Here is an 18,978-nt window from a genome sequence, read left to right as displayed (position 1 = left end):
GCGAGAGGCCAGCCCATAAGATCATCACGTGCAGGCGGAGACGCGAACAATGGCGATATCTGAAGTGCAATCACCCAGGGACGGCGCGAAAACCACGCTGACGGAGCATCCGCTGATGCTGTCGGTGAACGGCGAACAGCTTCATGCGCAGGTGATGGCGGATACGCCGCTCTTGCTGGTACTGCGCAACGATCTGGCGCTCAACGGCCCGAAATACGGCTGCGGTCTGGGCGAATGCGGTGCGTGTACTGTGTTGATCGACGGCGTGGCGGCGCGTTCCTGCGTGATCCCGGCGCTCGGCGTGTCCGGCCGGGCGATCGTGACCCTGGAAGGCCTTGGCGATCGCCAGCGCCCGCACCCGGTGCAGCGTGCCTTTATCGAAGAGCAGGCGGCGCAATGCGGCTACTGTCTCAATGGCATGATCATGACCACCAAAGCCCTGTTGGATCGTAATCCCGCCCCGAGCGAGGCGGAGATCCGTCAGGCGCTGTCCGGCAACCTGTGCCGCTGCGGCACCCATCTCGAAATCCTGCGTGCGGTTCAGCGCGCCATCATTCTCTGCCGCGATGAGGACGCCCACGCCCATGACTGATTCCCGTGTCCCATCGCCGAGCCAGGCCGACTTGCTGCAGCGCGACGGCGTGCTGCTGATCGTCGACAGCGTGCAACCGCCGCCGGGACTGGTGCCCAAAGGGCAAACGCCGGTGCTGAAGCCCAAAGAGCAGGGGCTGTTTATCGCCCTGTGCGGCAGCGGCGAAATCTATGCCTTTAACGGCCATGTCGATCTTGGCACCGGCGTGCGCACCGCGCTCGGGCAGATCGTCGCCGAAGAGCTGTACCTGCGCATGGATCAGGTGCAAATGGTGTTGGGCGATACCGAGCGCGCGCCGAATCAGGGCGCCACCATCGCCAGCGCCACGCTGCAGATCTCCGCCGTGCCGCTGCGCAACGCCGCCGCCGAAGCGCGCCGTTGGCTGTTGCGCCAGGCGGCGCAGCGCTTCGATGCGCCGGTGGAACAGCTGACGCTGGAGGAGGGCGTGATCCGCAGCCCGCAGGGGCAGGCGCTCAGCTACGCCGAGCTGGTGGCCGGCGGTCATGTCGAGCTGTCGATTTCCGGCGACGCGCCGCTGAAACCGCAGGCGGAGTATCGCCTGGTGGGCACCAGCACCGCGCGCGTCGATATTCCGGCCAAGGCGACCGGCGAAACCACCTACGTACACGATATGCGCCTGCCGAACATGCTGCACGGCCGGGTGGTGCGGCCGCCCTATGCCGGCTACGACAGCGGCGAATTTGTCGGCACCAGCCTGCTGGCGGTGGACGAAACCTCGATCGCGCATATTCCCGGCATCGTCAAACTGGTGGTGATCGGCGATTTCATCGGCATCGTCGCCGAGCGCGAAGAGCAGGCGATCAAGGCGGCACAGGCGCTGCAGGTCAGTTGGAAAGACTGGCGCCGCAATTTGCCGCAGATGACCGACGTGGCGCAGGCGCTGCGCGACAATCCGCACTCGACCCGGGTGGTGCACGATACCGGCGATGTGGACGCGGCTCTGGCGGCGGCCGACAGGCGCTTCACCCGCAGCTACCTGTGGCCGTATCAGCTGCATGCCTCGATAGGCCCTTCCTGCGCGCTGGCGGACTATCGGCCGGAGCGCCTGCAGGTCTGGTCAGGCAGCCAGAATCCGCACCTGCTGCGCGCCGATCTGGCCTGGCTGCTGGAATACCCGGAAGCGCAGATCGAGATCGTTCGCATGGAGGCGGCCGGCTGCTATGGCCGCAATTGCGCCGATGACGTCTGCGCCGACGCGGCGCTGCTGTCGCGGGCGGTGGGCCGGCCGGTGCGGGTGCAGCTGACCCGCGAGCAAGAGCATGTGTGGGAACCGAAGGGCACGGCGCAACTGATGGAGGTGGACGGCGGGCTGGACGCCGCCGGGCACCCGGTCGCCTACGATTTTCGCACCTATTATCCTTCCAACGGCGCGCCGACGCTGGCGCTGTTGCTGACCGGCCGGGTTGAGCCGCTGCCGGTGGCCTATGAAATGGGCGACCGCACCTCGGTGCCGCCATACGAATATCCGTCGCTGCGCGTCAGCATCGAGGACATGGCGCCGATCGTGCGCGCCTCCTGGATGCGCGGCGTTTCCGCCTTGCCCAACACCTTCGCCCACGAGTCTTATATCGATGAGCTGGCCCACGCCGCCGGCGTCGATCCGCTGGAGTATCGGCTGCGCTACATCCATGATGAACGCGCCAGTGAACTGATGCGCAGCACCGCAGAACGCGCCGGCTGGACGCCGCATACCGAACCGATGCAGACCCCGGCGGAAGACGGCGTGCTGCGCGGGCGCGGCTTTGCCTACGCCCGTTACATCCACAGCAAGTTTCCCGGCTTTGGCGCGGCCTGGGCCGCCTGGGTGGCCGACGTGGCGATCGACAAAGCCAGCGGCGAAGTGGCGGTAACGCGCATCGTGGTCGGCCACGACGCGGGCATGATGGTTAACCCGGACGGCGTGCGTCACCAAATCCATGGCAACGTGTTGCAATCGACCAGCCGGGTGTTGAAAGAGCGCGTGACCTTTGAGGAATCGACGGTCTCCGCCAAAGAGTGGGGGGCTTACCCGATCCTGACCTTCCCGGAGGTGCCGGAGGTGGACGTGGTGATGATGCCGCGCCCTTACGATCCGCCGCTGGGCGCCGGGGAGTCGGCGTCGGTGCCCAGCGCGGCGGCCATCGCCAACGCGGTGTTCGACGCCACCGGCATTCGTTTTCGCGAGCTGCCGATCACCTCGGACAAGCTGCGTGAGGCCCTGAACGGGCCGGATGCCGAGCGGCAGGACGCGCCTCCCAAGAAAAAGAAACGCGGTAAATGGTGGTTCGGCGGCGCGGCGGGGCTGTTCGGCGCGGTGCTGGGCATCGCCGGCAGCGCCTTGCCATGGCGGACGGAGATCGCGCCGGTGGCGACGCCTGGCGCCGGCACCTGGTCGGCCGCCACGCTGGAGCGCGGCCGTCAGTTGGCCGCCGCCGGAGACTGCGCGGTTTGCCATACCGCGTCGGAAGGGGCGACCAACGCCGGTGGGTTGGCGATGGCGACGCCGTTCGGCACGCTCTACAGCACCAACATTACCCCGGACGTGGCAACCGGCATCGGCAACTGGTCGTTTACCGCATTCGATCGGGCGATGCGTCAGGGCATCGCCCGCGACGGCCGCCACCTCTATCCGGCATTTCCTTACACCGCCTTCAGTAAAATGACCGACGGCGACATGCAGGCGCTGTACGCTTATCTGATGTCGCAACCGGCGGTGCGCCAGAGCAATCCGGCCAATCAGATGCGCTTCCCGTTTAACCTGCGGCCGCTGATGGCGGGCTGGAACGCGCTATTCCTGCGCCAGGGGGAATATCAACCCGATCCGCAGCAAAGCGCGCAGTGGAACCGCGGCGCCTATCTGGTCAACGGCCTTGGCCACTGCGCCGCCTGCCATTCGCCGCGTAATCTGCTGGGGGCGGAAAAGGGCGGCGCGGCCTTCCTGGCGGGAGGGATGGTGGACGGGTGGGAAGCGCCGGCGCTGAATCAATTGGCCAATGCGGACAAGCCCTGGACTGAGGAGCAGCTGTTTCAGTACTTCCGCACCGGGCATTCCGCCGAGCACGGCGTGGCGGCCGGGCCTATGGGGCCGGTGGTCAGCGAACTGGCGACGTTGCCGCAGAGCGATCTGCGGGCGATGGCCAACTATGTGATGTCGCTGAGCGCCAAGGCGACGCTGAATGTGGAACCGCAGGCGCAGTTGGCGGCCCGCGCGTTGCCTGCGGGTCAACTGGCGGGCGAGCGGTTGTTCCAGGGCGCTTGCCAGGCCTGCCACAGCGCCGCCGCCGGCGGGCCGCAGCTGTTCGGCGTCAGCCCGGATCTGGCCAATAACACCAATATCTTCAGCGATCGCCCCGATAACCTGATCAAGGTGATCCTGCAAGGGATCCCCAAGCCGGCCACCGCCGAATTGGGCTTTATGCCGGGCTTTAAGGACAGCTTTTCCGATCGGCAGGTGACGGCGCTGGTGAATTATCTGCGCCAACGCTATGCCGGCGACAAACCGGCCTGGCGCGACGTGGAGGCTCAGGTGGCGCGGCTGCGCGCAGAGCCGGGCACGCACTGAGCCGCCTCAGGCTTGGCGCAGGAACGCCACCAGCCGCTGCGCCGGCAGCGGCAGCTGCGCCAGGTCACGTACCACGATCGACAGACGCCGGGTTGCCCACTCGTCCGTCAGCGGCAGGGCGCCGTGTCGGATCTCCGGATGGCGTTGGGCGCTCTCTTCCGGCACCACCGCCAGCCCGGCGCCGCGCAGCACCATGCGGCAGATGGCGTCGAAATTAGCCGCACGCGCCCGCAGCCGCATCGGGCCGCCGCTGCGTATCGCCAGCTGTTCCAGATGCTGTTGCAGCGCACTCTCTTCCGGCAGGCCGATGAAATCAAAAGGCAGGGCGTCCGCAAAGCTGAGCGTGCGGCGGCCGCTGAGCGCATGCCCCGGAGGCAGCGCCAGCACCAGACGATCCTGGCGAAAAGGGTAACTTGCCAGCCCACGCAGATCGGCGTGGTCCGCCACGATGCCGATATCCGCCGCCCGTTCGGCGATCGCCTGCGCGATGGCCGGGCTGGGCAGCTCCTCCAGCGCGATGTCGGTGTGCGGGTGCAGCACCAGAAAATCCGCCAACAGCTCCGGCAGAAAAGCGTCGGCGGCGACGGTATTGGCGACGATGCGCAGCTGGCTGCGCTGGCCCGGCGCGAACTCGGCCATATCACCCCGCAGCCGGTCGCGCTGTTGCAGCAGCACGCGCGCGTGTTGCAACAGGCGCTCACCGGCCGGCGTCGCCTGGACGCCGCGCGGATTGCGCGTCAACAGCGCCACGCCGGCCTGTTGTTCCAGCCCGCGCATGCGGGCGCTGGCGGCGGCCAGCGACAGCCCGACGCGCTCGCCGCCGGCGGTGATGCTGCCGGTCTCGAGCACCGCCACCAACAGCCGCAGATCGATAAAGTCAAAATGCATGCGTTCTTCCTCTGTCTTTGCCGCAGGCAGACTCTGCCATTGCCGCATTGTGCCGCGGCGCGGCGCCGGCCACAATCGGGCCGTTGATTCGCCATAAGGATAGACGCATGTCGCTGACGTTACTCGAGATTATCGCCCTGACGGGCATTTTTACGCTGGCCGGCACGGTCAAAGGGGCGATCGGTCTGGGGTTGCCGACGGTCTCGATGGGGCTGCTCAGCCTGATGATGCCGCCGGGGCAGGCCGCCGCGCTGCTGCTGTTACCCTCGTTGATCACCAATCTGTGGCAGTTGCTGTGCGGGCCGAGGTTGGGGGCGCTGTGCCGCCGGCTCTGGCCGATGATGCTGTGCGTCACGCTGGGCACGTTGCTGAGCGCCGGCGCGCTCACCGCCACCGACGGTCGCCTGGCGCCGCTGGCGCTGGGCGTTTGCCTGATCGGCTATGCGCTGTTGGGATTCACCCGTTTCGATTGGCGCGTTTCCGCCACGGCAGAGCCTTGGTTGGGGCCGCTGTGCGGCCTGGTGACCGGCGTGCTGACCGGCGCCACCGGCGTATTCGTCATACCGGCGGTGCCCTATCTGAACGCATTGGGCCTGGCGCGTGACGATCTGGTACAGGCGCTGGGGCTGTCGTTCACCGTCTCGACGCTGGCGCTGGCCGCCGGATTAGCCTGGCATCAGGCGCTGCCCGGCGCGTTGCTCGGCGGCTCGCTGCTGGCGCTGTTGCCGGCGCTGGGCGGCATGTGGTTGGGTGGGATCGTGCGTCGTCACAGCAGCCCGCTGATTTTTCGCCGCGGCTTTTTTAGCGGGCTATTGGTGTTGGGGGCGGAGATTGTGTGGCGGGGGATGCATTAGGCGGTAAATTTTACCTGCGCCTTCGGCTTTCAATTTACGGCGCGGCGCATTGCGCGATATTCTGGTTTTCTGATGGGCTAACGGCGGATGAGGGAACCATGATTGACAGCCAGGTGTTTGAACAACAAAGCCTCGACAATCTGCTGAGCTATTGGCGGCGCCATCGCCGCCTGCCGGGCGCGCGCTATCCGGCCGGGCCGACAGACAGCCTGTGTGACGTGCCGGGCGTCAGCGTCGGGCATCACACCTTGGCCGACGGCGAATGCCAGACCGGCGTCACCGCCATCGTGCCGCCGGGCGATCTGTTCAACCAACCGTTGCCGTGCGGCAGCGCGGTGCTCAATGGCTTCGCCAAGCCGCTGGGATTGGTGCAATTGAATGAGCTGGGGGAGTTGCAAACGCCGATCCTGCTGAGCAACACCTTCGCCGTCGGCACGCTGTTCAACGCCATGGTGCGGCGCAGCTGCTTGCGCTACCCGCAGATCGGCCGCGGCAGCGCCACCATCAACCCGCTGGTGCTGGAGTGCAACGACGGCTACCTCAACGATATTCAGGCGATGGCGGTGCGTGAGGAGCACGTCTTCAGCGCGCTGGATAACCATTCCACCCGCTTTGCGCGCGGCAGCGTCGGCGCCGGGCGCGGCATGAGCAGCTTCGGCCTGAAGGGCGGCATCGGCACCGCCTCGCGTTATTGCCCGGGGCTTGGCACCACGCTCGGCGTGCTGGTGCTGGCCAACTTCGGTACCCTCGACTCGTTGACGCTGAGCGGCGTGCGCGTCGGCCCGGCGCTGGGCAAGCTGCTGGCGGACCCACCGCCGCAGGTGGACGCCGGTTCGGTCATTATCATCATCGCCTGCGATCGGGCGCTGGACAGCCGGCAACTGAACCGTATCGCCCGCCGAGCGGGCGCGGGTCTGGGGCGGGTGGGCAGCCATTGGGGGCACGGCTCCGGCGACATCGCGCTGGCGTTCTCCACCCGGTTGCTGGGGGCCACGCTGCCGGACGAACGGCTGGAGCCGCTGTTTGCGGCGGCCGCGGATGCCACCGAATACGCAGTATTGGATGCGTTGCTGAGCGCCGAAGGCGTTAGCGGTTTCCAGCAGCACGCGCGTATGGCGTTGGGCCCGCTGCTCGATCGGCTGGCGGCAAATTGAATAACGGGAGTGTGATGTGAAAGTCTTTATCTCTGCGGATATCGAGGGTATTGCCGGCGTGATGCGGCCGGAGCAGTGCAACCCGGCCCATGCCGACTATGCGGCGGCGCGCGAGCTGATGGAGCAGGAAGTCAACGCCGCCATCGACGGCGCTTTCGCCGGCGGCGCTACCGAGGTGACGGTGGCCGACAGCCACGCCATGATGCAGAATCTGCGCGCCGACCGCATTGATGCGCGGGCGCGCCTGGTGCAGGGCAAACCGCGCGGGCTGTCGATGGTGGAAGGGCTGCAGCATCAACGTTACGACGGCCTGATGTGCATCGGTTATCACAGCGCCGCCGGCGAACGCGGCGTGCTGGCGCATACCATCAACGGTCGGGCCTTTTATCGCGTCAGCCTGAACGGCGAAGTGGTAGGCGAAAGCGATCTGTATGCGGCGATGGCGGCGGAGTTGAACGTGCCGTTGTGGCTGGTGAGCGGTGACGACGAGCTGCAACGTTGGATCGCTGAACGTTATCCGCAATCTGGCTATGTTTGCGTAAAACGCGCCCTCTCGCAAACCGCCGCCGAATCGCTCAGCCCACAGCGGGCGCGGGCGGAGATCCGCGAGCGGGCGATGCAACAGGTGCGCCAGGGCGCCAGACTGCCGGTGGAGCGCCGTTTTATGCCGCCTTACCGGCTGACGCTGATGGCGGCCAAACCGGTGCTGGCGGATCTGTTCAGCCTGGTGCCTGGCGTGGAGCGCCAGGACGCGCTGACCGTGGCCTTCGACAGCGACAACATGGCGGCGCAAATCAACCTGCTCTGCGTATTTTCCTATCTGGCGACGACGCAGAGTTGACCCCGGTGCGGGTGCCTGCCCGCACCGCACGATTCTCCAATAGAAAAACCCTCTTCAACATTAAGTCTACTGGATAATAGGCTACGCTAATTATTGCTCTGTTGCGCTATATCACCTGACGGGCGCAACAAGCCATTCCCATAACAAGATTTGTTTCGCCGAAGGCAGTGACACCTTCGGTTTTTTTGGAGTCATGAGCAATGAGCATATCCCAAGTTCCGCTTTCGCGGCGGCGGTTTATCGTCGGCGCCGGGGCGTTGGTGATCGGCGCCTATCTGCCATCCACCGGCGCGCTGGCGCGTTCGGCTGCCCCGATCGCCTCCGGCGCGGCGGCGTTAGACGCCAACGCCTTCGTTCAGATCGGCGCCGACGGCGTCGTCACCGTCATCAGTAAACACACCGAAGTGGGCCAGGGGGTCTATACCGGCATGGCGACGCTGGTCGCCGAAGAGCTCGATGCCGACTGGGCACAGGTGCGGGTCGTGGCCGCGCCGGTGGACACCAATGTCTACAAAAACCTGGCCTTCGGATTCCAGGGCACCGGCGGTTCCAGCTCGGTGGCCAATGCCTATGAGCAAATGCGGCGCATGGGCGCCATGGCGCGCGCGCTGTTGGTGCAGGCCGCCGCGCAGAGCTGGAAAACCTCGGCGCAGGAAATCACCGTGCAGGCGGGCAAGATCCGCCATGCCGCCAGCGGGCGCGAAGCGGGCTTCGGCGAATTCGCCGCGCTGGCCGCCACGCTGCCGCCGCCCGATCCCGCCAGCCTGACGCTGAAGGATCCGGCCAATTTCACCCTGATCGGCAAAACGCGCGGTTTGCACCGCGTCGATTCGCTGGCGAAAACCAACGGCAGCGCGCAGTTCTCGCAGGATATCCACGAGCCGGGCATGTTGACCGTCACCATCAAAAAACCGCCGCGTTTCGGCGGCAAGGTGGCGACGTTTGACGCCGAACGCGCGCTGGCGGTACCGGGCGTGGTGGCGGTGAAACAGGTTACCACCGGCGTGGCGGTTTACGCCAACAATACCTGGGCGGCGATCCAGGGGCGGGACCGGCTGCGGGTCACCTGGGACGACGCGCAGGCGGAGCGACGCAACACCGAGGAAATCTACGCCGAATTCCGTCAGGTGGCGCAGAAAACCGGCGTGGTGGCGAAGAGTCTTGGCAAGCCGGACGAGGTGTTCGACAAGGCCGACAAGGTGATCGAGGCCGAATACACCTTCCCGTACGTCGCGCACGCGCCGATGGAGCCGCTGGACGGCTATCTGTTCTGGGACGGCGAGAGCGTCAAGGCGCGCTACGGCTGCCAAATCCAAACGCTCGACCACAAGCAGCTGTGCGATCTGTTCGAGTTGCCGCCGGACAAGGTACAGATTGAAACCATTCTGGCGGGCGGCAGCTTCGGCCGGCGCATCGATTTAGGCAACCCGACGCTGGGGCCGGATCTGGCGGCCGACATGGCGGCGGCGGCCAAGGGCATCGGCCCCGGCCACGGCGTGAAGGTGGTGTGGACGCGCGAGGACGACATCCGCAACGGCTGGTATCGCCCGATGATCCTGCACCGCCTGCGCGGGGCCATTCGCGACGGCAAAGTGGTGGGCTGGACCGATACCGTGGTCGGTCACTCCTGGACGCGCCACAGCGCGATGGATGCGCTGGTGGTCAACGGCCTCGATCAGATGATGGTCGAAGGCGCCAGCGAGGTCTCATACACCTTCGAAGCCTTCCGCTGCGATGCGCATATCGTGCCCGGCAAGGTGCCGACCACCTCGCTGCGGTCGGTCGCCAGCACCCACACCGGCCACGCGGTGGAGAGCTTTATCGATCAGCTGTTGCAGGAAACCGGCCAGGATCCGGTCGAAGGGCGGCTGGCGCTGATGGGCGATGCGCCGCGCGCGGCGGGCGTGCTGCGGGCGGTAGCGAAAGCCGCTGACTGGCAGGGCGCTAAAGTGGTAGACGGACGCGCGCGCGGCGTGGGCGTCGCCAAGGCGTTCGACACCTATGTGGCGCAGGTGGCCGAGGTGTCGATCGGCGAAGGCGGCATCCCGAAAGTGCATAAAGTGTGGTGCGCGGTGGATTGCGGCGTGGCGGTGAACCCCGACGTGATCCGCGCGCAGATCGAGGGCGGCATCGGTTACGGCCTGAGCCTGGCGCTGTACGGCAATATCACGCTGAAAGACGGCGTGGTCGAACAGTCCAACTTCAATAACTTCCGCCCGTTGCGCATCGATGAGATGCCGGAGATCGAGGTGATCATTGTGCCCTCGACCGAGAAACCGACCGGCGTGGGCGAGCTGGGGGTGCCGACCATTGCCCCGGCAGTTGGCAACGCGCTGGCGCTGCTCGGGCGGCCGCGCACCTCGCTGAGCCTGCCGCTGCATAATCCCACTGCGAATCCGGCGTCTGACAAGGAGAGAACCTGATGATTCAATTAACCGTAAACGAGCAGCCGCTGACCTTCGAGGGCGATCCGCACATGCCGCTGCTGTGGTTTTTGCGTGACGAAGCCGGCCTGACCGGCACCAAATTCGGCTGCGGCATCGCCATGTGCGGCGCCTGTACCGTGCATCTGGACGGCGTGCCGGTGCGTTCATGCATGACGCCGGTCTCCGCCGCCGTCGGCAAAAAAATCACCACCATCGAAGCCGTGGGCGCCACGCCGGAAGGCAAGGCGGTGCAGGAAGCCTGGCTTGATCTGGACGTGGTGCAGTGCGGTTACTGCCAGTCCGGCCAGATCATGAGCGCCAGCGCGCTGCTGGCGCAAAGCAAGAACCCGAGCGATGCGGACATCGACGCGGCGATGGGCGGCAACGTTTGCCGTTGCGCCACCTATGTGCGCATTCGCGCCGCCATCCACCAGGCCGCCAAGGCGTTGGGTTAGGGAGAGATGCGATGAGCAATGCCTTGAAAGGGCTGTTATGGCTGATTATCGCCGTGGTGGTGTTGGCGGGAGGATACGCGCTGTATACGCTGCTGCGGCCCACCGGCGCTGAGCCTGCGGCGCCGATCGCCGGGGCGCCGGCCGGCATCACCGACAAACTGGCGCGCGGCGAGTACCTGGCGCGTGCCGCCGACTGCGTGGCGTGCCACACCGCGCCGGGCGGCGCGCCTTATGCAGGCGGCTTCGCCTTCAAGTTGCCGTTCGGCACCATTTACGGCACCAACATCACCGCTGACAAGGAAACCGGCATCGGCAACTGGAGCGACGATCAGTTCGTGCGCGCGGTGCGTGAGGGCATCGGCCCACAGGGCAACCTGTATCCGGCGATGCCTTATACCTCGTACACCGAACTGAGCCGCGATGACGTGCTGGCGATCAAGGATTATCTGTTCAGTCTGCCGCCGGTGAAACAGGCCAACCCGCAAAACGAGCTGTCGTTCCCGTTCAACCAGCGTTGGGGCATGAAATTCTGGAACCTGGCGTTCTTCCAGGAGCAGCGTTTCGCGCCGGATCTCAACAAGGATGAACAGTGGAATCGCGGTGCCTATCTGGCGACGGCGCTCGGCCACTGCGGCGAGTGCCATACGCCGCGCAATCTGGGGTTTGGTCTTAACCAGAGCAAGCACCTGAGCGGTGAAGTGGTGCAGGGCTGGTTCGCCGCCAACATCACGCCGGACAAACAGACCGGCATCGGCGGCTGGAGCGACCAGCAGCTGTCGCAATATCTGGCCACCGGCCATGCGCCGGGGCGCAGCAGCGCCGCCGGCCCGATGGCGGAAGCGGTGGAAAACAGCCTGCAGTTCCTGACGCCGGAAGATAATCTGGCGCTGGTGAAATACCTGCGCGACATCGAACCGATTGCCGGCGATGGCGCCGCTGCGGTGAATCTGCAGCCGAAGGGCGCGGGGGCTTCCACCCCGATCCTGCCGGGCGGGCAAGACAGCTCGCTCGGGCGGCGGATGTTCGCCAACGACTGCAGCGGCTGCCACCAGTGGAACGGGCCGGGCCGCCAGAGCGAGTACGCGTCGCTGGTGGGCAGCACGGCGGTGAACGATCCGCAGGGGCGCAGCGTGGTGCAGGCTATCCTGAAGGGGACGAGCATCAGCGTCGGCGAGCGGCATGAGATGATGCCGTCGTTCGGCAGCGCCTATTCCGACGAGGAAGTGGCGGCGGTCGCCAACTTCGTGGTCGGCCATTTCGGCGACAAACAGGGCAAGGTCACCGCCAAACAGGTGGCGGAGCAGCGCAAGCAGTAAAGAAAGCGGCGAGGGAGATTCTCCCTCGCCGCGGCGTCAGCGGCTGCGCCGCGACATCACCCGTTTGTCTTTCGGTCTATCCTGCCAGTCCTCAACCTGATTATTGAAGTTGTCCGCCAGCAGGTAAGCCGGGGTTTTCGCCAGCCAGTCGGACAACGAAATATCCTGATAAATGCCGTTGTCCATCACGATCAACACCTTCAAATCCTCATCGCCGATGTTCTCGATGTAATGGCCGAAGCCCTGCGGCACGTAACCGACGTCTGAAGGGACGTACTCTTCCGTCTGCGCGTGGCCGTGCGAGCTGAACACCGTCATCCGGCCTTTGCCGGCAATATAGTATTGCCATTCGTTGGCGTTGGGGTGCCAGTGCAATTCCCGGATCGCGCCGGGTTTCACGATCTCGATGATGCCGGTCATGGTGGTGGAAATAGGAAATTCTTTCGACGACACCAAATGGACGCTGCCCGCGTCATTTTCAAAGAACGGCTTTTGCTTCATTAATTCATAGCGGTGGGTCAGCGGGGCATTATTTAATCCGCCGTCGCTTTTCGGCAATGGCAAGGCGGGCGGAACGGCGCCGCCGACAATATACGCTTCGCCCTGTTTGGCCTTGGAAAATACCGCCGCCGGCATGTCGACGCTTTTTTCCAATACCTCTTTCGGCATATGCGCCACCCAATCGGTGATGCTGAAGGTGCCGAATTCGGAGAAATGGCCGTTATCGAATGCCAGAATAAAATGCGCGCCGTCCGCCAACGCCTGAATGGAATGGCCATAGCCTTTCGGGAAATACCAGACGTCGCCAGGGCCGAAATCCGCCACCTCACATTTTCCCTCGGGATCGAGGATGGTGATGCGCGCATGGCCTTCCAGCATGAATGCCCATTCGGCGGCGATGGCGTGCCAATGCAGTTCACGCACGCCGCCCGGCTCCAGCGTCATGTCGACGCCCGCCACGCCTTCGGAGATCGGGAATTGCTCGACGGTGGCTTCGCGCGCCCAGCCGTTGGGCAGGCTGCGTTTTTTGCTGTCGGTGAATTTGTATTTATAGAGATGCTGCGCATCGGCAGGCGGCTGATAGCTGCTGGGAGGCACGATATTACGATGGTCGTCGGCAGCGGCATTTTTGGCGATGCCGCCGATCATGCCGGCGGCGGCCGCGCTGACGGCGGAGACTTTCAATATATCACGACGCGATAGCATAGCATTTTCTCCAATATAAACCGTGCGCCTGCAGCAGCAGGCGACGGGGAAGGCGCGATCGCCATTGAAATGATTTTTTGTCATCGGCGGGAATAGGCTGTGACCCTTAAATCCTAGCGGCTGGAATGTATTGCGTAGGCGCTTATTTGTTTGCGTTTGTTACTAAGTGAGTGCAGGTTTAATTAATTGCCCGGAAGTTGAATAGTCATGGATCTGAATTAATCTTCCCCTGTAATTAAATAAACAAAGTGACAATAAAGCGCATTATTTTGGGTTATTTCCTTCCGATTGCGCTATGGGTGTGCGCAAAAAGCGTGCAGCGGCGACATTGCAGTGCATTTACGCTAAATCGTGACGCCTTTCACAACGCTGACGTATGGCTATTGCCGAGTATTCGCGAGTATGGTGATACTTTTAGCGCGGTCGAAAGACCGCACACCATTTTTATTGCGGCGTGTTACTGCTAAAGCAGGCAAGACCAAAATAGGAATGCACTTCTCCTTGTGACGAGGCGCATTTCCATTTTGGTCTTTTTTTTTTGCATTTTACTGGGGAAAACGATGGACTATCAGAAACTTGGCTTAGAAATATTGGCGCGGGTCGGCGGTAAAGGCAACGTCAGCAAGCTGACGCACTGCGCGACCCGTTTGCGTATGGAATTCAACGACGACGCTAAAGTGGATTCGAAGGCGATTGAAGCCCTGCCGGGCGTTATCAGCGTGGTGGTGCGCGGCGGCCAGTTTCAGATCGTGGTCGGCAATAACGTGCAGCAAACGTTCCGCGTGCTGCAAAAGGAGATTGGCCAGCCGCAAACCGGCGCTCAAAAGCAGCAGCCGAAAGGTGGCGTGGTGTCACGGATTATCAGCGTGATTTCCACGACCTTTACCCCGGTGATCCCGGCCATTACCGGCGCGGGGATGATCAAGGCACTGCTGGCGATCCTCAAGCTGGCCGGGGCGATAGATCCCGCCGGCACGACCTATCGATTGCTGGATACCGTCGCCGATGCGGCGTTTTTCTTCCTGCCGGTGCTGTTGGCTTACGGTGCCGCGATAAAATTCGAGTGCAATCCCATCCTGGCGATGACCCTCGCCGGCGCGTTGCTGCACCCTAATCTGGCTCAGATGCTGGCGGCAGGCACCGCGATTGATTTTCTCGGCATGCCGGTGCGGCTGGCGGATTATGCCGGCTCGGTGTTGCCGATCATTTTTACCGTGTGGCTGATGTCCTATATCGAGCGGTTTGCCGAGAAAGTTTCGCCGACGATGATCAAGTTCTTCACCAAACCGATGATTGTGCTGCTGGTCACCGCGCCGCTGGCATTGGTGGTGGTCGGGCCGTTCGGCATTTTCCTCAATGACATGGTGGCCGCCGGTGCGGCGATCGTCGATGGTAGGGCTAGCTGGCTGATTCCTATGTTGATGGGCGGGCTGCAGCCATTTTTGGTGATCACCGGCACCGCCTGGGCGATGACACCGATAGCCACCGGCCAATTGACCAAGAATGGTTTTGAGATGATTAACGGGCCGGGCATGTTGGCGTCCAATATTGCGCAAGGTGCGGCGACGCTATGTGTGGCATTCCGCACCAAGAACACGAATTTGCGCCAGTTGGCGTCCTCCGCCGGTTTTACCGCGTTGTTGGGGATCACTGAACCCTCGCTGTACGGGGTGACACTGAAACTGCGCAAGCCGTTGATCGCAGCGATGATCGGCGGTGGCTGCGCCGGCATTTACGCCGGGTTGAGCGGGTTGGTGCGCTATGCCTTCGTTTCTCCTGGCCTGGCTGCTTTGCCGGCGTTTATCGGTGAGAACCCGATGAATATCGTGCATGCGCTGATCACTTGCGCCATTGCCATCGTCGTGACCTTTGCCCTGACCTGGATCCTTGGCTTCGACGATCCGGTCGAGGAGGCGACCGAAGTGACTCAGGTGGCGGCCGACGAGGTATCGCCGGTTTTCAGCCCGCTGACTGGCAAAGCCGTGACGTTGGATCAGGTCAACGATGACGTCTTCTCACAGGGCTTGTTGGGCCAGGGCATGGCGATCATACCGTCGGAAGGGGTGCTGCGTGCGCCGCTGGACGGCGAGATCGTGACTTTCCTGCCGTCAAAACATGCGGTCGGCATCAAGGGGGACAACGGTGCGGAGCTGTTGCTGCATATCGGCATCGACACGGTAAACCTGGGTGGCCAACACTTTGACTCCGGACTGCAGATTGGCGATCGCGTGAAGGCCGGCGACGAGCTGGTGCGTTTTGACATCGGCGCGATCGCCGCATTGGGCTTCGATCTGACGACGCCGGTATTGATCGTCAACAGCGAAGCGTTTCAGGTTCAGGTGTTACCTAAGCCGCATGGCGTTCATGCCGGTGAGACGATTATGGCGCTGAAGGCCAATAAGGAGCCGGCATGATTTATCAACGCTTGCACGATTTCCCCGCCGAGTTTCTCTGGGGCGCGTCGACTTCCGCCTATCAGGTGGAGGGCGCATGGAATGAAGACGGCAAAAGCCCGTCGATCGTCGATATGCTTGAACATCCCGCAGGCACGGCGGATTTTACGGTGGCCAGCGATCACTATCATCGCTTTCGCGAGGATGTGAAGCTGTTCGCAGAACTGGGGTTAAAGGCCTACCGGTTTTCGGTTGCGTGGACGCGCGTGTTGCCCGATGGCGTCGGCGTAGTCAATGCGCCGGGGCTGGCGTTTTACCGGCAGTTGATCGACGAATTGCTGGCGCACGGCATCGAGCCGGTGGTGACGCTGTATCATTTCGATCTGCCTTATGTGCTGGAGCAGCAGGGCGGCTGGTCCAATCGCGCCACCATCGAGGCTTTTGTCACTTACGCCGGCGTGCTGTTCGACGCCTTCGGCGATCGGGTGAAGTATTGGCTCACCATCAATGAACAGAACACCATGATCCTGCACCCCGGCGCTATCGGCACGCCCAAAGGCGGTGCGTTGCCTGACAAACGGACGCTGTATCAGCAGAGTCATCATATGTTGGTCGCTCAGGCCAAAGTCATGGCATTATGCCATCAGCGCTGTCCCGGCGGGAAAATTGGCCCGGCGATCAATACCACCTCGATGTATCAGGAGACCTGCAATCCGCTGGATGCCATTGCCGCTCATAACTGGGAGACGTTGCGCTGTTGGAGTTTTCTCGATGTGGCGGTGCATGGCCGCTACAACGCCCTGGCCTGGCGTTATCTCGAGGATCGGGGGTGGGCGCCGGACAGGGAGCCGGAGGACGCGGCGCTGCTGTTGGCGGCACGACCGGATTATGTGGCGATCAATTACTATTCCACCGCCACGATCGCCGCTAGCCGCGGCGACGGTTCAGACGTGAGCGCACGCGCCGGCGATCAGCAAATTATGCTCGGCGAACCGGGTGTGTATCGTGCGGCGGAAAACCCGTTTGTCGGCAAGACGCGCTACGGATGGGTGATCGATCCGGTTGGCCTGCGCTTAACGCTGCGCAAGACCTTCGAACGCTATCACCTGCCGATTCTCATCACGGAGAACGGCATTGGCGCGCTGGATGAATTGCGGGCGGATGAGACCATCGACGACGACTATCGCATTGAATTCATGCGGCAGCATGTCGAACAGATGCGGCTGGCGATCAACGATGGCGTCGAGCTGCTCGGTTACTGCCCGTGGGCGGCGATTGACGTAGTCAGTACGCATCAAGGTTACGCCAAGCGCTATGGATTTATCTACGTGAACCGCGGAGAACGGGATCTTAAGGATCTGCGGCGCATCAAAAAACGCAGTTTTGACTGGTATCGGCAGCTTATCGCCGCCAATGGCCGGTTGGGCAAATAAGCAAGGTGACGGCCGAGACGATGAAAGTCATTAAGGTGCTCAACAACAGTCTGGTGTTAACCGCGGACGACGATAACCGTGAGGTTATCGTCATGGGCAAGGGAATTGGTTTTAACAGCAAAACCGGAGACGAGATCAACTCGGCCGCCATTGAGAAAGTGTATGTGGTGCAGGAGGGGCAAAAAGGGCGCGATTATCTGCGGCTGATTGAAACTGCCCCGACGGAGCACATCGAAATTGTGCAGATGATCCTCAGTGAGGCCAACCGCCAACTGAACGGCAACATTAATGAACAGATTTTCTTTACGCTAGTGGATCACGTCAGTTTTGCTATCGAACGTCATCACAAGGGTATCGCCATCCAAAACCGCTTGCTGTTCGAGGTGAAGCGTTTCTACCCGCGAGAGTTTGCGGTGGGGCTGCAAGCGTTGGCCTACATTAACCAGCGGCTGAATATCCATCTGCCTGAAGAGGAAGCGGGCAATATCGCCTTTCACCTGGTCAACGGCCAGACCGAAGTGCAAAACATGGAGCACACGTTGCTGGCGGTGAAGATGCTGAAAGATATTTTCAATATCATCAAGTATCACTTTCGCCTCAATATCGACACCGATTCGCTGAACTACGCGCGCTTTTTAGTGCATATGCAGTTCTTTATCCAGCGCATGCTCGACGGCAAACAGATGACCTCGAAGGCCGATTTTCTGTTTGCCCAGATGACGGCCGAGTACCCGCATGCCTATCGTGGCGCGCTATTGATCCGCGATTACGTGAAGAATCTGCTGCAAATGGAGATGTCGAACGATGAGCTGCTGTATTTGATGATCCATCTGACGCGCATCACCGATCAGCCCGAGGCCTGAACCGCCTCGGCGACCAGTTCGCGAAAGCGCTCGACGATCGGCGAGGCCGGGCTGCGGCGCAGCGCCAGGTAAAGCGGGGCGCTGAGCTGCGCTTCTGCGGCGAGAGTGCGGTAGACGATGCCGTCGCCGCCCAGCCGCCGCATCGAGCCGGGCACGATTGACAACCCCAGCCCGGCGCCGACCAGGCTGAGGGTGGCCGGCAGGCGTGGCGCTTCCTGCACGATGCGCGGGCTGAAGCCGGCGCGGTGGCAGGCGGCCAGGATGGCGTCGTACAGCCCCTGGCCGGCCGGGCGGCGATAGAGAATAAACGCCTCGTGGGCCAGTTCGGCCAGCGGCAGCGGCTGCTGCGTTTCTTGCGCCAGCCGGTGGCCCAGCGGCAGGGCGACGATCATCGGCTCGCTGAGCACCGGCTCGACGCTCAGGCCGGGAATGCCGTTGGCCGGCGAACGCACGAAGGCGGCGTCGAGGCGCTGTTCCAGCAACGCCTCCATCAGTTCGCCGCTGCCGGCTTCTTCCAACTGGGTGGTGATGCCCGGCAGGATATCGCGATAGCGGCGCAGCAGGTTGGGCACGAACGGGTGCAGCGCCGCGGAGCTGGTGAAACCGATGGCGATGTGGCCCTGCTCGCCGCGGGCGGCGCGCTGTACCGCTTCGCGCAGGCGTTCGGCGCGCGCCAGCAGGGCGCGGGCCTCTTCAAACAGCACGCCCCCCGCTTCGGTGACGCGCACGCCGCGCGGCAGACGCTGCAACAAGGTTACGCCCAGTTCGTCTTCCAGCCCCTGCAGCAGGCGGGTCAGCGGCGGCTGTTGGATAAACAGCCGCTCGGCGGCGCGGGTGATGTTGCCTTCTTCCACCACGGTGACGAATGCCCGCAGGCGACGCAGTTCGATCATAGCCATACCTCAAAGGTATTGTTAGTTTCTCCGGAATGCATTAGACATCATGGCACGGCGGCGCGCATGATACCAGACATCAAAACAAGCGATGTGGAACGG

Annotated in this window: 14 protein-coding genes; 11 read left to right on the top strand and 3 right to left on the bottom strand. The window is 63.2% G+C overall.

Going from position 1 to position 18,978, the window contains the following annotated elements:
* Positions 1–49 precede the first annotated feature (49 nt).
* The gene (locus ACJ8HA_RS06225) at positions 50–592 is read left to right on the top strand and encodes a (2Fe-2S)-binding protein (protein ID WP_033640422.1); all 543 of its coding nucleotides are present in this window, start codon (positions 50–52) and stop codon (positions 590–592) included.
* Positions 585–4,154, top strand: a complete 3,570-nt coding sequence (locus ACJ8HA_RS06220; protein WP_060447209.1) for a molybdopterin cofactor-binding domain-containing protein — start codon at positions 585–587, stop codon at positions 4,152–4,154. The genes ACJ8HA_RS06225 and ACJ8HA_RS06220 overlap by 8 nt, the downstream gene beginning before the upstream one ends.
* 6 nt (positions 4,155–4,160) lie before the next feature.
* On the opposite strand, the gene ACJ8HA_RS06215 is transcribed toward ACJ8HA_RS06220, so the two are convergent.
* Entirely contained in the window at positions 4,161–5,042 is an 882-nt protein-coding gene (locus ACJ8HA_RS06215; protein ID WP_442515263.1) for a LysR substrate-binding domain-containing protein, read from the bottom strand.
* Between the two features lie 107 nt (positions 5,043–5,149).
* Between ACJ8HA_RS06215 and ACJ8HA_RS06210 the strand changes: the two genes are divergently transcribed.
* The 6 genes from ACJ8HA_RS06210 to ACJ8HA_RS06185 all read left to right on the top strand — a co-directional run bounded on the left by ACJ8HA_RS06210 (position 5,150) and on the right by ACJ8HA_RS06185 (position 12,088).
* Entirely contained in the window at positions 5,150–5,896 is a 747-nt protein-coding gene (locus ACJ8HA_RS06210; protein WP_197812654.1) for a sulfite exporter TauE/SafE family protein, read from the top strand.
* A gap of 98 nt (positions 5,897–5,994) precedes the next feature.
* Positions 5,995–7,050 carry a P1 family peptidase gene (locus ACJ8HA_RS06205; RefSeq protein ID WP_025302749.1) on the top strand — a complete coding sequence of 352 codons (1,056 nt, stop codon included), beginning with the start codon at positions 5,995–5,997 and terminating at the stop codon, positions 7,048–7,050.
* Positions 7,051–7,066: 16 nt separating this feature from the next.
* Positions 7,067–7,891: a M55 family metallopeptidase gene (locus ACJ8HA_RS06200; RefSeq protein ID WP_164067029.1), complete on the top strand. Its 825-nt coding sequence runs from the start codon at positions 7,067–7,069 to the stop codon at positions 7,889–7,891.
* 200 nt (positions 7,892–8,091) lie between these two features.
* Complete coding sequence (locus ACJ8HA_RS06195; RefSeq protein ID WP_197812652.1) at positions 8,092–10,314, top strand: xanthine dehydrogenase family protein molybdopterin-binding subunit; 2,223 nt, start codon at positions 8,092–8,094, stop codon at positions 10,312–10,314.
* A complete protein-coding gene (locus ACJ8HA_RS06190) occupies positions 10,314–10,772 on the top strand; it encodes a (2Fe-2S)-binding protein (protein ID WP_025302752.1) in 459 nt (152 codons plus the stop codon). Before ACJ8HA_RS06195 ends, ACJ8HA_RS06190 begins: the two co-directional genes overlap by 1 nt.
* An 11-nt stretch (positions 10,773–10,783) precedes the next feature.
* Positions 10,784–12,088 carry a c-type cytochrome gene (locus tag ACJ8HA_RS06185; protein ID WP_025302753.1) on the top strand — a complete coding sequence of 435 codons (1,305 nt, stop codon included), beginning with the start codon at positions 10,784–10,786 and terminating at the stop codon, positions 12,086–12,088.
* 36 nt (positions 12,089–12,124) lie between these two features.
* On the opposite strand, the gene ACJ8HA_RS06180 is transcribed toward ACJ8HA_RS06185, so the two are convergent.
* Complete coding sequence (locus ACJ8HA_RS06180) at positions 12,125–13,294, bottom strand: cupin domain-containing protein (RefSeq protein ID WP_197812650.1); 1,170 nt, start codon at positions 13,292–13,294, stop codon at positions 12,125–12,127.
* 560 nt (positions 13,295–13,854) lie between these two features.
* Here ACJ8HA_RS06180 and ACJ8HA_RS06175 point away from each other — a divergent pair.
* From ACJ8HA_RS06175 to licT, 3 genes are read left to right on the top strand one after another with little or no spacing between them, the layout of a single operon-like run.
* The gene (locus ACJ8HA_RS06175; RefSeq protein ID WP_197812648.1) at positions 13,855–15,708 is read left to right on the top strand and encodes a beta-glucoside-specific PTS transporter subunit IIABC; all 1,854 of its coding nucleotides are present in this window, start codon (positions 13,855–13,857) and stop codon (positions 15,706–15,708) included.
* Complete coding sequence (locus ACJ8HA_RS06170; RefSeq protein ID WP_442515262.1) at positions 15,705–17,120, top strand: glycoside hydrolase family 1 protein; 1,416 nt, start codon at positions 15,705–15,707, stop codon at positions 17,118–17,120. The genes ACJ8HA_RS06175 and ACJ8HA_RS06170 overlap by 4 nt, the downstream gene beginning before the upstream one ends.
* 20 nt (positions 17,121–17,140) lie before the next feature.
* Positions 17,141–17,983 (top strand): BglG family transcription antiterminator LicT, encoded by an 843-nt coding sequence (licT, locus tag ACJ8HA_RS06165; protein ID WP_049295550.1) that lies wholly within the window; start codon positions 17,141–17,143, stop codon positions 17,981–17,983.
* Here the strand turns inward: licT and ACJ8HA_RS06160 are convergent.
* The gene (locus ACJ8HA_RS06160) at positions 17,968–18,882 is read right to left on the bottom strand and encodes a LysR family transcriptional regulator (protein ID WP_142590406.1); all 915 of its coding nucleotides are present in this window, start codon (positions 18,880–18,882) and stop codon (positions 17,968–17,970) included. The genes licT and ACJ8HA_RS06160 overlap by 16 nt on opposite strands.
* Between the last annotated feature and the right edge of the window lie 96 nt (positions 18,883–18,978).

This window comes from Serratia sp. CY33802 (genome assembly GCF_052169095.1).
Classification (GTDB): Bacteria; Pseudomonadota; Gammaproteobacteria; order Enterobacterales; family Enterobacteriaceae; genus Serratia; species Serratia bockelmannii.
This window is presented reverse-complemented; position numbering and strand designations above follow the sequence as displayed.